Here is a 14,838-nt window from a genome sequence, read left to right as displayed (position 1 = left end):
GAGATGGCAAAAAATAAACAGGTGGGTAATTGGGCGCATGGCTCAGCTTCGGAAAGTAAAAGTTTCAACAGGGATTGAATGGGTAGAAGCCCCGGCTGCAGGTGTTTACATCCTGTGTGGCTGTCCACCTGATAGCGTCAAGCATCTTATGAAACTTGGCTTGATCGTCCCCACGGAACGCGATGGCTGGAATTTTGAAACCGGGCCGAATGCGATTTTGCTATCTGATGTGATCTTGCAAAATGGAAGTTTCACCAATATGGCTGAATTCCCCGTTTTGCAGATGCTCTATCGTCAAGGAACCTTGATCCCCAATCATCCCAATAACGATGGGACAAAACCGATTTTGATCGGGGCACAAGATCAGATTGATGCGCAGATGGATTATATCCACCGGGGCAATTACGGTTTGGTCAGTGAAGAAGAACTCATGGCAGGCGGGGCTTCCGCAGAAGACGCCAAGACAATGATGCGGATGAAGTTGCGTTTTGCCTTTGGGGCCATTCACCATCCCAGCGCCTTGCTTGATAGCCGCGTTCTTCATGATGATCCGGTTGAGATCAAAAATGGGGTTTTCGTTAAACGCATTGCCTTGAATAAATTTGAAGTGTCTTATGGCGATGAAACGCTCCATGTAGATTTGAATTTGGGGCCACAGGATCATTACGTTGCTTCTTATCCTTTGGGCTATCATCAGGTTGCTCGGGATAATTTTTCAGTCATTCATTCCGGTGATGGAGATGGCTGGGATGTGAACCGCCCGACCATGTCCAGTGTGATTCTGTTTCAGGGGAAAACCTATTTGGTGGATGCGGGGCCGAATGTGCGTTTTACCCTGCAAGCTTTGGGGATTGGCATTAGCGAAATTGACGGGATTTTCCACACCCATTCTCATGATGACCATTTTGCGGGCTTGCCCGCCTTTATTCGTTCGGACCGCAAGATCAATTATTATGCTGCCCCTTATGTGCGTGCTTCGGTTGCGAAGAAACTGGCGGCTTTGTTATCCATTGAGGAAAGCCGTTTTGAAGACTTCTTCACCCCTCATGATTTGACAGTGGATGAATGGAACGATGTGGAAGGACTGGAAGTGCGCCCACGCTTGTCCCCTCACCCTGTTGAAACGGCTGTCTTGCAGTTTCGGGCTCTTGGGCCGGATGGCTATAAAACCTATGGTCATTACGCCGATATTGTTGCGCTGGATGTGCTGAAAGGCATGATCAGCGAAGATGAGCAGGCACCAGGGGTGACGCAGGAATTTTACGATACGGTACAGGAACATTATCTCGAAGAGATGGATGTGAAGAAAATTGATATCGGCGGTGGCCTTATCCATGGGGCTGCACAGGATTTCAAAAAAGACCGTAGCAAAAAGATTATCCTGTCCCATACATCGCTGCCCCTAACGGCTGATCAGCGTGAAATTGGGTCCGGTGCCCCCTTTGGCACCACAGATGTGCTGATCCCGTCCCATCAGGAATCAACGCGCAGATATGCCTTTGAATATTTACAGACCTATTTACCCAATGTGCCGACCCATGCCTTGCGCACATTGATCAATTCCGGCGTGGAAACCTTTAACCCGGAAACGATTCTGATCAAGGAAGGAGAGAAGGCCGAAGATATCTTCCTATTGCTGACAGGGTCGGTGGAGATGATCAAAACATCCAGTAACCTGCATGCGCTGGTTTCTGCCGGTTCCTTGATTGGGGAGGTTGCGGCCCTTCATCATTTACCTGTGATGGAAACATACCGGGCCATGACCTTTGTAAAGGCGATGCGCATCCCGGCTAAACTTTATCGTCAGGTTGTGGACAAGTTCAAACTGTTTGAAGATATTTTATGGTTGTGGGAAGGGCGTGAATTTTTGCAATCAACCCAGCTGTTTGGGGATTCCCTGACCCATAGCACGCAAAACCGCATTGCGGATAAAATGGTCTGTCATCATATTGATGTGCATGAAGAATTTGTGCCCAAGAAAAAAGACGGCCTTGTGATTATTAAAAAAGGGCAGGCCAAACTCTATTGCAAGGACAAGCTTGTCGAAGTGATTGGGCGAGGGTCTTTCTTTGCAGAAGACTGTGTCGTGACAGGCAAGAAGTCTGGTTATTATATCGAAGCTGACACACCATTGGAATTCTGCCTGATCCCGTCTTCCATTTTAAAAGATATCCCCATCGTTCAATGGAAACTGATCGAAACGTATGAACGGCGCCGTCATTTATTGATGGCTTAGGGTCTGTAGCTTCCTTTCAAAACTTTCATGGTCCAGCGGTTTGCTGAAATGAAAACCTTGTGCATAATCACAATTCAATGCGCTTAGAAAGGTGCACTGTGTGGCATCTTCGACCCCTTCGGCAACAATTTTCAGGTCCAGACTTTGTGCGAGACTGATAATCGCACGCGTGATGGCAATGTCATCTGAATCGTGGGGAAGCCCTGTGATAAAGGAACGATCAATCTTCAGGGTAGAAATGGGGAACTTTTTCAGATAGCTCAAGGAACTATAGCCTGTGCCAAAGTCATCAATGGAACAGCTGATCCCCAGTTTTTCGACTTCAGATAAAATCGCGATGGCTTCGTTGACATGTTCAACAAAGGCGCTTTCGGTTAATTCCAGTTCCAAGTTTCGTGCGGGGAGTTTGGTTTCGTTAAGAATATCAACAATCGATTGGAAAAGACCTTTGGCATGAAATTGTCGGGCCGACAGGTTTACGGCAATCCGACCGGGGGTGAGCCCCTGATCAAGCCATTGGCGGGTCTGGATACAGGCTTGGCGCAAGACCCATTCACCGATGGGGATGATTAATCCGGTTTCTTCGGCCACAGGGATAAATTCATCTGGGCTGACGCGGCCCAGTGTTGTGTTTTCCCAGCGCAAGAGGGCTTCGGCCCCGATGACTTTTTGGGTTTTGAGTTCAATTTTGGGCTGATAATGCAGGCTGAGTTCATTGTTTTCCAGCGCATGACGCAGGCCATTTTCAATTTCAAGACGGCGCAGGGCCTGCTCGCTCAGGTTTTCCGTATAAAATTGATAGGTATTGCGACCTTGCTTTTTGGCATGATAGGCTGCTGTATCCACATTTTGCATCAGCTCTGCAATTGTTTCCCCATTATCAGGGTAAATCGACACGCCGATACTGCCGGATGTATAAATCTGTTTATTTTCAACATGAAACGGTTGGGCCAGCTGGTCCAAAATACGCGAGGCAACCTTGGCGACAATATCCATATTGGTAACATGGTTGAGGATCACGGTGAATTCATCCCCGCTCAGGCGTGCAACCGTATCTTTGGCATGGGTACAGGACATGAGGCGGTCAGCCACCTTTTGCAGGACCCGATCACCGGCTGGGTGGCCCATGGTGTCATTGATTTTTTTGAAATTATCAAGATCAATGAAAAGAACCGCGACTTTTTCTTTTGGGGATTGGCAAGATGTAATCGCATCGGTCAACCGATCTTGATAAAGTGCGCGGTTGGGCAGACCAGTCAAGGGGTCACGTTGGGCAAGATAGCGTAATTGACGTTCATTTTCCTTGCGTGTGGTGATGTCACGCACAAAGCCTTCAAAATAGAGGAGTTGCCCTTTATCATCGCGAATGGCGCGTGCATTTTCTGAAATCCAGATACTGGATTTGTCCTTGCGTCGGATTTGACTTTCAAAATTAATCACTTCGTCATTTTCTTTTAAAAGGCGAGTGAATTTTTGACGTCGCTGTGGATCAATATACAGCTGGGTCTCAATATTGGTCAGGTCCTTGATTAATGTTTCCGGGGTTGGATAGCCATAAAGCCTGGCTAATGCCGGGTTGGCGAGAATATAGCGTCCCTCAGGTGTGGTTTGGAAAATACCTTCTGTCGCATTTTCGACAATGCCAATATGGCGACGTTCAAAAGCATGGACTTTTTCAAGATTGGAACGACGCACGACGGCATAGCTTACAACACGCAGCAGATGTTTGGGTGTGAGTTCATCCAGGGGGATTAAGTCTTCTATGCCAGCTTCAAATACGCGTTGGACGTAAGTGGGATCAAAATCATCACCAATGGCAATAATGGGTGTTCCCTGTGCTGATCTCGCAATGCGTTTCAGGCAGGCAAAGCCACAGCCTGCACAGCAGGACACATCAATAATGATCGCATCAATTTCCTGTTTCTCGATAATATTTTCCAGCGCTGTGGACGAGGTTGCATAAGATAAAACACAATTTTTTTGTTGCTGTAAGGGGGGAGCCAGACGCTGATGCAAGTCATTTTGAAGAAGACAGGCCAGTTTAAGCTTTTTGAATTTGGACAATGAGAAAATATTTTGGGCATTGATCTCATTATTGAGGAATTTTGCTGTTTGATTGGTCATCGCACATTCCTTCGTTGATGGTTACGTTATAGACGGAACAATCAAGAAGTGTGCCATTTTTGAGTGGTTCTAAAATACTCTTTGAATTGAAATGCTTAAGCTTAACTCAAGGGAAAGGTAAGGTATTGTGCGTTGCAGCATATATAGGCAACTGTTTAATTTATAAACATGCAGGTATTTATTTTGACAAAGCGGTGTTCATAAATAAAGAGGTTATGATTCTAGAAAAGAAAGTATATTGTAGTAGTGCTATAAGTAAAGTGTACTATTTTTAAAATATAAATTTTTTATCCCATTCTTTAACTGTAAAAGATAAGCAAAATTAAAAGTATATGTATCGAATTTTTTTCTTACTCGTATTTTACTCTATGAGTACTTGTTTTTGTTTTTTTGATAATTATATTGACATTTGTCGCTGGCGTATGTAATTTTATTTCTCACAAGGACTTCGATATGAAGTCCTTTTTTTATGCCTATAACAATCTGATGCGTGATGATAAGTCGATTTATTAAAGTGGAGAGTGAAATGAAAAAATGGCTGTATGGTGCAGTATGTACCTTTGGACTTTTAACAACAGCAAATGCCAATGCTGCAGCGTGTGGCAAGGTTTCAATTGCTGATATGAACTGGAATTCAGCAACTCTCATTGCTCATATCGACAAATTCATCCTGAAGCATGGCTATGGCTGTGATGCTGAACTGGTGCCGGGTGATACCATGCCGACAGGCACATCCATGGTCGAAAAAGGCGAACCGGACGTGGCACCGGAATTTTGGACCAGTAACTTCAAGGCAGCTCTTGCCAAAGGTGTTGAGGAAAAACGCCTGCGTGTTGTCGGCGATGCTTTGGTTGATGGGGGCGAAGAAGGTTTTTGGGTTCCCGATTATATGGTTAAAAAAGACGCCTCCTTGGCAACAATTCAGGGCGTGATGGCAAATGTAAAGCTGTTTAAGCACCCGGAAGACCCTGATAAGTCAGCCTTTATGTCTTGCCCAGCAGGGTGGGGCTGTCAGGTTACAAACGGCAATATCTATCGTGCTTTGGAAATGGAAAATGCTGGTTTTGATTTGGTTGATCCAGGTTCAGGTGCGGCACTGGCTGGTTCTATTGCCAAGGCTTATGAACGTGGTGAGGCGTGGTTTGGTTATTATTGGGCACCGACGGCAGTTTTGGGGAAATATAAAATGGTTAAGGTTGATGTCGGTGTGACGGATGCTGATCATTTTGCCAACTGTTTGACCCAAGCCGAATGTGCGGACCCAAAACCATCCATGTATCCGCCGTCCCCGGTGAAAACACTGACCACAGAAGAGTTTGCCAAGAACAATCCGGCTGCGACGGCTTATCTGTCCAAGCGTGGCTATAAAAACGCAAATATGAACGAACTTCTGGCCTGGATGGAAGAGGAACAAGCCGATGGTGAAATCGCCATGGAACATTTCCTTAAGACACAGGAAGCCACTTGGGGGGCATGGGTGCCAGCCGATGTGGCGGCAAAAGTCAAAAAAGCACTGTCTAATCTCTAAATAAAAACACGAAAGCTCCTCAAGTTTTGGGGAGCTTTTTTCATCATGATAGACGGAGCATAGCTATGGCAGAACGTAGCCCGTTCATGGAATTCCCCCAGATGGAACGTAGCGATCTGGTGGCTATTCGCAAAACATTAGACGGTATTTATCGGGACTTTTCACGTTCTTATGGGGATGTGATTGAAAGCCTGTTTGATCCCTTGCTGTATTTTTTGATCTGGTTTGAAAAGCTGTTGCTCAATTCACCCTGGTGGGTTGTGTTGCTGGCGATTTTAGGGCTGGTTTACGGGGCAACCCGTTCTCTTAAGCTGACAGGTGGGGTGACGGTGGCCTTCTTGCTGATCGGCTATTTCGGTATGTGGGATAATACCATGCGGACCATGAGCATTATTACCGTCTGTACGCTGGTTTCCATTGCCTTGGGGATACCAATAGGCATTTTAATGGCGCGCTCTGATCGGGTGCAGGCCATTGTGACGCCAATCCTTGATATCATGCAGACCATGCCCGCCTTTGTTTATCTAATCCCTGTGGTCATGTTGCTGGGAATTGGCAAGGTGCCGGGGGTGATTGCGGTAGTGATCTATGCCATTCCGCCTGTTATTCGTTTAACCAATTTGGGTATTCGTCTGGTGGATAAAGAGGTGCTGGAAGCCGCCACGGCCTATGGGGCCAATGCGCGCCAACGCTTGTGGGAAGTTCAACTGCCACTGGCGATGCCAACCATTATGGCCGGGATTAATCAGACCATTATGATGGCGCTGGCGATGGTGGTGATTGCTTCCATGATTGGGGTGAAGGGGTTGGGCCAACCTGTATTGAAATCCATTACCAACCAGTATTTCACCATGGGGTTGCTCAATGGTTTGGCAATTGTTGTCCTTGCCATTGTCTTTGACCGGGTGTCGCAAGCCTATGCCAAACGCACGCAAAAACATCTGGAAGGGTCTCATCATGTCTGAGCCGATTATCCATATTGAAAACCTTTATAAAGTGTTTGGCTCGGACCCGGCTTCGGTCATGCCGATGGTGAGCGATGGCAAAAGCAAGGATGAAATCCTCGCTGCAACGGGTCATACGGTGGGCTTGAAAGACATCAACCTGACCATCCGTAAAGGCCAGATTTTTGTCATCATGGGATTGTCTGGGTCTGGCAAGTCCACGCTTATTCGTCACTTCAATCGCCTGATTGACCCGACAGAAGGGCGCATCGTCGTTAATGGCACCGATGTGATGGAATATTCTGAAAAAGAACTGGAAGATTTCCGCCGCCATAAAATGTCTATGGTGTTTCAGCGTTTTGGCCTGATGCCACACCGCACGGTGATCGAAAATGTTGCCTATGGGCTCAGTGTTCAAGGGATTGATAAAAAGACCCGCGAAGACAAAGCGGCTGAATGGCTGGAAACTGTTGGGTTGAAGGGCTATGAAAAACAATATCCGTCACAACTTTCCGGTGGGCAGCAACAACGTGTTGGTCTCGCTCGTGCCCTATGTACCGATGCGGAAATCCTGTTGATGGACGAGGCGTTTTCCGCCCTTGACCCCTTGATCCGTAGCGAGATGCAGGACCAGTTGATTGAGCTTCAGGAAAAGCTGCATAAGACCATTGTGTTTATTACGCACGATCTGGATGAGGCCCTGCGTCTGGGTGATCGTATCGCTATTTTGAAAGATGGTGAGTTGGTGCAGGAAGGCGCACCGGAAGAAATTCTTCTCCATCCGGCCACCGATTATGTGGAAGCCTTTGTTAAGGATGTAAACCGTGCGCGTGCTTTAACGGTGGAAACCGTGATGAAGCCACCTTCGTCGCGCATTACCGCTGATACCATTGGCGAAGCTTTGGCACAGATGAAGAAGATGCCCAATGATTATGGCTATTATGTCAATGATAATGGCTTTCAGGGGGTTTTGTTGCAGGAGACTTTGGAAGAACAGGCCAAGGATCATTCTGATGATAAAATCTGTGATAAGATTCTCGAAGATGTGGAAGCCGTTTCAACGGACTCTATCTTGGAAGAAGTCATTCCCGAGACCTTGGGTAATGAATTCCCCTTACCCGTTGTGGATGCCAATGGCGGGCTGAAAGGTCAGATTTCTAGGAATTCTCTGGCTGAGGTTTTGTGTCCGTAAGGGATTCACCAGCCAGTAAATCTTCAACAAAATAAGCCACCAGCTCGTTGCGGCCCTTAAGGCTGGCCTTTTGATAGATCGAGCTGGTTTGGCTTTTGACCGTGCCGATTTTAGTTTCTCGTAAATCGGCAATTTCCTGCGTAGACAGCCCTTTGATCAACAAAAGGGCAACTTCGCGCTCAGATGGCGACAGGCCCCATTGGGTGAAATGGCGTTCAATCACATTCAGCAGTTCACCTGAGGCCACATCGACGGTATCTGTGGCCTGCTGGTGTTCCTTAAACAGGCGATAAACTTGCCTGCCGATGACGATCAGCGCACAACTGAGGGCGAGGACGGAAAACCGTTCAAGGGTATCGTGATCAAACCATGTGGTATCAATGTCGATTGAAAAGAAATCGGCAATGACATCCGCCAGAAAAAAGACCTCACAAATTGCAATGATAACAAAAGAGATGACCAGAGACTGGACCTCAAAACGGTTTTTTTCTGTTGTTTGCATCTATTTGCCTCACTTGTATCTTTTGGACAAGATACGATGAAAATCTTCAATCGTCATCATAATTACCTGCATCGGCATTGGGGTGGCAGGCTTTGCAGTTGGCTTTGCTCTTCACCTTGGGGGCAGACCAGGCGCGGGCGGGAACTTCTTCGTTATGTTCACGCACCCAGTAAGGCAGTTCACTTATGCGCAGTGGCACGTCATTTTCTTTGACACCGCGCAGGAATTTTCCGTTCCACCAGCCCGCATCGGCGGCATGTTCGACCAGATAACGGGTGATACGTTCGGCTGTTTCTGTATCCAGACTGGCATCTTCACCAAAGTGGTTATCCAGTGTGGTCATGATTTTCCTCCAGGACCGTTTGGGCAGGAACTGGGGTTGGAAGGCCATATGGCAGTCGCCACATTCCTGACGGACGGTTTCATCTTTGATCGGGGCAAAGCGTTCATCAGCAAAAACGTTTGTGCTGCTGAGAGCCATGAGGCCAAGGGTGAGGGGAGCGATTTTACGGGCAAACATGGAAGTGAAATCCTTTATTGAGTTTTCATGAATGTGATGAAGTCACCTTTTTCAAGGGCAGTGCAGGCACGGCCCAAGACGCTGTTGCAATTGCGACGAAACCATTTTTCGACCTTATGCGGGTCCGTATAACGTTCTGGTGACAGGCTGCTGGCTAGAGGCGCAATGACCTTGCCCGCACGGGTTTGTCCGCTCTGTTTCGCATCATTGCCATGACATGAGGTACAAGACGGTGTTTCTGCTTTGCCTGTACCATGACGGGCTTGGAAAAAGCGTTGACCACGCTTAGCAGAAAAGCCGGAAAAATCAGCCTGTTCCTGTTTGGCTTGTGTCGCATATCCATCAAGTAAGGGGGAGGCCCAGCTTGATGGGGCAAGGAAAAAGCTGCTGGCAATCAGGCTGGCGAAAAGAATTTTTTTCATCAGGAAATTCCTTTGGGAAGTTTGATATTCACATCATCAAATCGACCACTGCGCGCATCTGTATGACAGGCGGTACAGTTGGATTTGAACATGACTTTTGGATGTTTGAAGCTATGTTTGCTCAGGCGGGCATGTTTTTTTTGCCAATAAGGCGTGTCTGTTATTCGGGCCGTTGGTGTATCGTGGCGTCCCATTTTATGGGCTGCTTCTGTCTCAATGGTATGTGCATTTTGTTCATTGAGATATTGAGTGATTTTTTTCAGGGTCTTGGCATCAAGGCTGGCATCTTCCCCATAATGATCCTCAAGCTGATCCAGCATGACCTGCCAGTTGGCCGCACTGCGCAGGCTGGGGTGATAGATCGCGTGGCAATCTCCACATTCTGAACGATAGGTCTGGTTCAGTGGGCTGACTTCGGCGCGCACATCTGTTTCGTCCACCCAATAAGTGAAAGCTGCGATAATGATGCTTAAAAGAAGTAGGCCGAAAATGCTGTGCCAATAGGTGGCATTCGGGGTGGCTGAGGGGGCAGGCTTTTTGCCTGTAATCATGGCCTTGATCAGCGGGTGTTTAAACAGGATGGTTTCACCGACAACCCCACACAGGTGAAGAGCAACACAGACCATTAACAGATTGGCAAAGACTTCATGGAAATCTTCCGCCCAGTCCCCGATTTCATAGCTGATAACAGAAGCCAGTGGGCCATGATTTTCTTGTCCCCCCCAAACCAGAAAGCCGGAGAGAACCAAAAAGACCATGGTGGCAAGCATCAGGACAATCATCCAGGCCCCAAGAGGATTATGACCATCATATGTGGGGGATTTAAAGGTAAGGAGCTGTTTGATATGTTCAATAAGCTTGCCGCGTGACAGGGGGAAATGGCTAAAGCGACTATAGGTGCTGCCCACCAGTCCCCAGATCAGGCGAAAGACGAGCAGGCAGGCCAGCCCATATCCGGCCACAACATGTAAATCCAGCCACCATTCTTCAAAGAAATAACCACTGATGGCAGCTACCAGCACACAGGCCACCATGGCCCAATGAAACAGGCGCAGGGGCAGGTCCCATATCAGGCTGGTGTGTGTTGCTGTTTGATGTTCAGGGGCGCTCATGTCAGACCTTCGCTGTTGTGCGTTTCGATGGCCTAATGTTGCGGGTTTTAGGGGCAGTGCACAATCAACCGAGTGGGTATTTCAGCGCTTTATAACTTTGGTTTATGCCTTATTTTCTGCGGATGTAGGAGGAAAGCCTAAAAAGTTCGTAAGGTTTTAAGAGTTCATACGTGTAACCATATATGCGGTCATAAGAGCCGTATTATGTAAAGAATTAGGAATATGGCTATGCTACTCGGAAATATCAAAATTAGGCATAAATTAGGGCTCGTGGTTTTCTTATCTATTTTAGGATTAATTGCGACCGCGACATTGGGTCTTGTTACATTGAAAGATGCTTTGTTGGAGGATCGGGAGATTCAAACCCGTTACCTGGTGGAAAGCCTTCACAGTGTTTTCGATAGTTTACATCATGAAGTTAAAAATGGTCATCTCAGTCTTGTAGAGGCACAAGCAGAAGCAAAAGAAATCATTCATTCTATGCGATATGGTGATGGCGATTATTTTTGGATTAATGACTTAAACCATACGGTGATTGAACATCCTATCAAGCCTTCTTTGATAGGAAAAAACCTTGAAAGTCTGGAAGACCCATATGGGGTACGTGTATATGGTGAAATTGTCAAAGTTGCCAAAACAGAAGGTATGGGATTTGTTTCTTATCACTGGCCAAAGCCGGGAAGTGAACAACCCATTGCCAAACTTGCTTATGTGAAACTCTTTGAGCCATGGGGGTGGGTCATTGGTACAGGGCTTTACATTAATGATGTTGATGATGTTTTTTGGGGGATTGCTTTTAAAAAGCTTTGGGTGTTTCTGGGGCTTTCTTTGATTATCTTTGTGACGGCGCACTTGGTTGCACGTGATATTAATTCAGGTGTTCGCACGCTGGCTTCCACAATGAAGAAAATGTCTGAGGGTAATCTGGCAGACCCTACTCCCATGCAAGCGCGTAAAGATGCCATTGGTGTAATGGCAAATGAAGTGGAATATTTTCGCTCTCAGTTGATTGAAAATGAAAGAATGACTGAACAACAGCGAGAAATTGAAGAAGCTCAACGTAAGCGGTCTAATCTGATTGAAGAATTGGCCTCAGAATTCGATGTTGGGGTTAATGAGGCGCTTGAGTCTGTTTCTTCAGCTGCGAATCAGCTGGATAGTACAGCCCAAGGCATGTCGGCAACAGCTCATCAAACCAGTTCTCAGGCGACGATTGTCGCGGGGGCTTCTGAAGAAATGTCTAATAATGTGCAAACTGTTGCTGCTGCATCAGAAGAATTGACGGCTTCTATTCGTGAAGTTGGTCAACAAGTTCAGACATCGACACATATTGCCCAACATGCGGCAGAAAAGGTGCAGAAAACTCAAGTTACAGTCAACAGCCTGTCAGAAACAGCAAATCGGATCAGTTCAGCCTCTGCTCTCATTGGGGATATTGCCGAACAAACCAACATGTTAGCCCTTAATGCGACTATTGAAGCTGCACGTGCAGGGGAAGCAGGGAAGGGCTTTGCCGTTGTCGCTTCTGAGGTGAAGAGTTTAGCCAATCAAACAGCACGTGCAACAGACGAAATTAATGCGCAAGTTTCTGCTATTCAAATGGTAAGCAATGATACGGTTGAGGCAATCAACGACATTAACAAGGTGATTGATGATATGAATAATATTGCAGCTTCTGTTTCAGCGGCTGTGGAAGAACAAAGTGCGGCAACAGCAGAAATTTCACGAAATATTGAAGAAGCAGCCCAAGGGACAAAAGAAGTGAATAGAAATATTCTGGATGTAAATCATGCCGCAAATGATACAGGGGAGGCTTCTCAAGAAGTTCTTAGTGCCTCTTCAATGTTGAACAGCCAGTCACTTTCTTTGCGTGAAATTGTTCAAGGCTTTTTGATTAATGTTAAATTAGCCTAAGAAATTAGAGTTTGTTTTATATGGAAATGGTGGGCCCGCCAGGACTCGAACCTGGGACCAGACCGTTATGAGCGGTCGGCTCTAACCAACTGAGCTACAGGCCCACATAAAAAAGAAGTGGCGTGAATTTAAAGTAAATTCACGCCACGTCAAGCATCTGTTTCAGGCTATGTGAGAATTAATAATCCAGGAAGCTGCGCAGCTTGCGTGAACGGCTCGGGTGTTTGAGTTTACGCAGGGCTTTGGCTTCAATCTGACGAATACGCTCACGTGTTACAGAGAACTGCTGACCGACTTCTTCCAGCGTGTGATCTGTATTCATGCCGATGCCAAAACGCATACGCAGGACACGTTCTTCACGTGGTGTCAGCGATGACAGCACACGTGTTGTGGTGTTACGCAGGTTGGACTGGATGGCGGCATCCAAAGGCTGAACCGCATTTTTATCTTCGATGAAGTCACCGAGATGGCTGTCTTCTTCATCGCCAATGGGTGTTTCAAGAGAAATCGGTTCTTTCGCAATTTTCAGGACCTTGCGGACCTTTTCTTGCGGCATGGACAGCTTTTCAGCCAGTTCTTCCGGTGTGGGTTCCCGACCAATTTCATGCAACATCTGACGGCTTGTACGCACCAGTTTGTTGATGGTTTCAATCATGTGAACCGGGATACGGATTGTACGGGCCTGATCGGCAATAGAGCGTGTGATTGCCTGGCGAATCCACCATGTGGCGTATGTTGAGAATTTATAGCCACGACGGTATTCGAACTTATCAACCGCTTTCATCAGGCCAATGTTCCCTTCCTGAATCAAATCCAGGAATTGCAGGCCACGGTTAGTATATTTTTTCGCAATGGAAATTACAAGGCGCAGGTTGGCCTCAATCATTTCCTTTTTCGCCCGGTTGGCTTCGCGTTCCCCTTTTTGAACGGTGGAAACGATACGGCGATATTCAGCAATCGGAAGACCAACTTCACCAGCCACTTCGGTGATGCGAGCGCGCAGTTTGACGATCTCGTCATGATGGCGTTCTGCAAAACGTTGCCAGCCCTTAGCCGGGAGTTCAGAAACCCGTTCCAGCCAGTTGGGGTCAAGCTCATGCCCGTAGTGTTGTTTGAGGAAGTCTGCACGTGAAACGCGACAGCCTGTTGCCAGACGTAGCAATTTCCCTTCACAGTTCATCAAAGCTTTGTTCAGACCATAAAGGTGGTCCATCAGCTCTTCAATACGGCCATTATTCAGGTGAACTTCTTCCATCAAAACGACAAGTTCATGGCGCAGTTTTTCAATCCGACGCTCAATTGTCGCGGAAACTTTTTCACCTTTACCCAGTGTTGCCAGACGCTGTTCCTGCGCCTTGTGCATCTTGTCATAGGTTTTGGCAATTTTTTCGAATGTTTCAATCACCTGCGGCAGAAGTTGCTCTTCCATGGCAGCAAGTGAGACATTGTTTTCGTCACCGCCTTCATCCTGAGCAGCGCCTTCGCCTTCCTGGTTTTCACCTTCCGGGTTTTCAGAATTCGACATTTCGTCGTCTTCTTCACCACCGGCATCAACACCTTCCGGGGCTTCTATTTCAGCGTCTTCGTCGGTTTCAGGCGCATTATCAATATCAGCACTTAAGTTATCTGTATCAGAGACATCAGCTTCTTCTTCTGCGGCCATGGCCACTTCTTCAGAATTGGGTCCCCCGCCATAGGTGGTCTCCAGATCAATAATATCGCGCAGCAAGATATCGCCATTGATCAGCGCATCATGCCATTCAACGATGGAGCGAATGGTGATCGGGCTTTCACAGATGCCACCGATCATCATTTCACGGCCAGCCTCAATCCGTTTGGCGATTGAAATTTCACCTTCACGAGAGAGTAGTTCAACACTGCCCATTTCGCGCAGATACATACGAACCGGATCGTCTGTGCGCCCTGTGTCGTTTTCGTCAATATTGCCAGCTGCTTTGTCGTCAGATTCGGCATTTTCATTGTCGTCGTCAGCTTCTTCGTTTTCGACAACATTAATACCCATTTCAGACAGAGCCGACATGGTATCTTCGATCTGTTCAGAAGACATCTTGTCTGGCGGCAGCGCTGTGTTCAATTCATCATAGGTGATGAAGCCGCGCTCTTTGCCTTTGGCGAGCATTTTTTTGACGGCAGCGCCAAGGGAATCAAGAAGTGGGCCGTCACCGCCTTCTTCTTGTTTGGTTTTTGCTTCTGTTGTGTTTGCAGCTTTCGCAGACATGCGATTCCCCAATGAAACTCAAAAATCTTTTGCCGGGTTCTATTCTTCCATGCATAGAAGAGTAGACTCCATTAGTTAAGATGCCTGACAAATATGTAAAGAGTG

Annotated in this window: 11 protein-coding genes and 1 tRNA gene; 5 read left to right on the top strand and 7 right to left on the bottom strand. The window is 47.0% G+C overall.

Annotated features, from left to right (window positions below; genetic code table 11):
- The first annotated feature begins 37 nt into the window (after positions 1 to 37).
- On the top strand, positions 38 to 2,236 hold the full coding sequence (locus E4K71_RS12095) for a cyclic nucleotide-binding domain-containing protein (protein ID WP_135079915.1): 2,199 nt from the start codon (positions 38 to 40) through the stop codon (positions 2,234 to 2,236).
- Here E4K71_RS12095 and E4K71_RS12090 read toward each other — a convergent pair.
- Positions 2,222 to 4,360 carry an EAL domain-containing protein gene (locus E4K71_RS12090; protein WP_135079913.1) on the bottom strand — a complete coding sequence of 713 codons (2,139 nt, stop codon included), beginning with the start codon at positions 4,358 to 4,360 and terminating at the stop codon, positions 2,222 to 2,224. The two genes, E4K71_RS12095 and E4K71_RS12090, sit on opposite strands and share 15 nt — an antisense overlap.
- Positions 4,361 to 4,886: 526 nt before the next feature.
- On the opposite strand from E4K71_RS12090, the gene E4K71_RS12085 reads away from it, so the two are divergent.
- From E4K71_RS12085 to E4K71_RS12075, 3 genes are all read left to right on the top strand, one after another.
- Entirely contained in the window at positions 4,887 to 5,888 is a 1,002-nt protein-coding gene (locus E4K71_RS12085) for an ABC transporter substrate-binding protein (RefSeq protein ID WP_135079911.1), read from the top strand.
- Positions 5,889 to 5,953: 65 nt separating this feature from the next.
- A complete protein-coding gene (locus E4K71_RS12080; protein WP_135079909.1) occupies positions 5,954 to 6,853 on the top strand; it encodes a proline/glycine betaine ABC transporter permease in 900 nt (299 codons plus the stop codon).
- Positions 6,846 to 8,024: a glycine betaine/L-proline ABC transporter ATP-binding protein gene (locus E4K71_RS12075; protein ID WP_135079907.1), complete on the top strand. Its 1,179-nt coding sequence runs from the start codon at positions 6,846 to 6,848 to the stop codon at positions 8,022 to 8,024. Before E4K71_RS12080 ends, E4K71_RS12075 begins: the two co-directional genes overlap by 8 nt.
- Here the strand turns inward: E4K71_RS12075 and E4K71_RS12070 are convergent.
- From E4K71_RS12070 to E4K71_RS12055, 4 genes are read right to left on the bottom strand one after another with little or no spacing between them, the layout of a single operon-like run.
- Positions 7,990 to 8,526: a helix-turn-helix transcriptional regulator gene (locus E4K71_RS12070; RefSeq protein WP_135079905.1), complete on the bottom strand. Its 537-nt coding sequence runs from the start codon at positions 8,524 to 8,526 to the stop codon at positions 7,990 to 7,992. The two genes, E4K71_RS12075 and E4K71_RS12070, sit on opposite strands and share 35 nt — an antisense overlap.
- Positions 8,527 to 8,572: 46 nt before the next feature.
- Entirely contained in the window at positions 8,573 to 9,046 is a 474-nt protein-coding gene (locus tag E4K71_RS12065) for a diheme cytochrome c (RefSeq protein WP_135079903.1), read from the bottom strand.
- Between the two features lie 14 nt (positions 9,047 to 9,060).
- Entirely contained in the window at positions 9,061 to 9,468 is a 408-nt protein-coding gene (locus E4K71_RS12060) for a DUF1924 domain-containing protein (RefSeq protein ID WP_135079901.1), read from the bottom strand.
- Positions 9,468 to 10,580: a cytochrome b/b6 domain-containing protein gene (locus tag E4K71_RS12055; protein WP_135079899.1), complete on the bottom strand. Its 1,113-nt coding sequence runs from the start codon at positions 10,578 to 10,580 to the stop codon at positions 9,468 to 9,470. Before E4K71_RS12055 ends, E4K71_RS12060 begins: the two co-directional genes overlap by 1 nt.
- 222 nt (positions 10,581 to 10,802) lie before the next feature.
- On the opposite strand from E4K71_RS12055, the gene E4K71_RS12050 reads away from it, so the two are divergent.
- A complete protein-coding gene (locus tag E4K71_RS12050) occupies positions 10,803 to 12,494 on the top strand; it encodes a cache domain-containing protein (RefSeq protein ID WP_135079897.1) in 1,692 nt (563 codons plus the stop codon).
- A 27-nt stretch (positions 12,495 to 12,521) separates the two neighbouring features.
- Here the strand turns inward: E4K71_RS12050 and E4K71_RS12045 are convergent.
- Together E4K71_RS12045 and rpoD are read right to left on the bottom strand one after the other, a co-directional pair.
- A tRNA-Ile gene (locus E4K71_RS12045) sits at positions 12,522 to 12,598 on the bottom strand.
- 74 nt (positions 12,599 to 12,672) lie between these two features.
- Complete coding sequence (rpoD, locus tag E4K71_RS12040; RefSeq protein WP_135079895.1) at positions 12,673 to 14,733, bottom strand: RNA polymerase sigma factor RpoD; 2,061 nt, start codon at positions 14,731 to 14,733, stop codon at positions 12,673 to 12,675.
- Between the last annotated feature and the right edge of the window lie 105 nt (positions 14,734 to 14,838).

Origin of the sequence: Terasakiella sp. SH-1, from assembly GCF_004564135.1 — a bacterium.
Classification (GTDB): Bacteria; Pseudomonadota; Alphaproteobacteria; order Rhodospirillales; family Terasakiellaceae; genus Terasakiella.
Note: the sequence above shows the minus strand (reverse complement) of the source record. Positions and strands in the feature narration are given on the sequence as shown.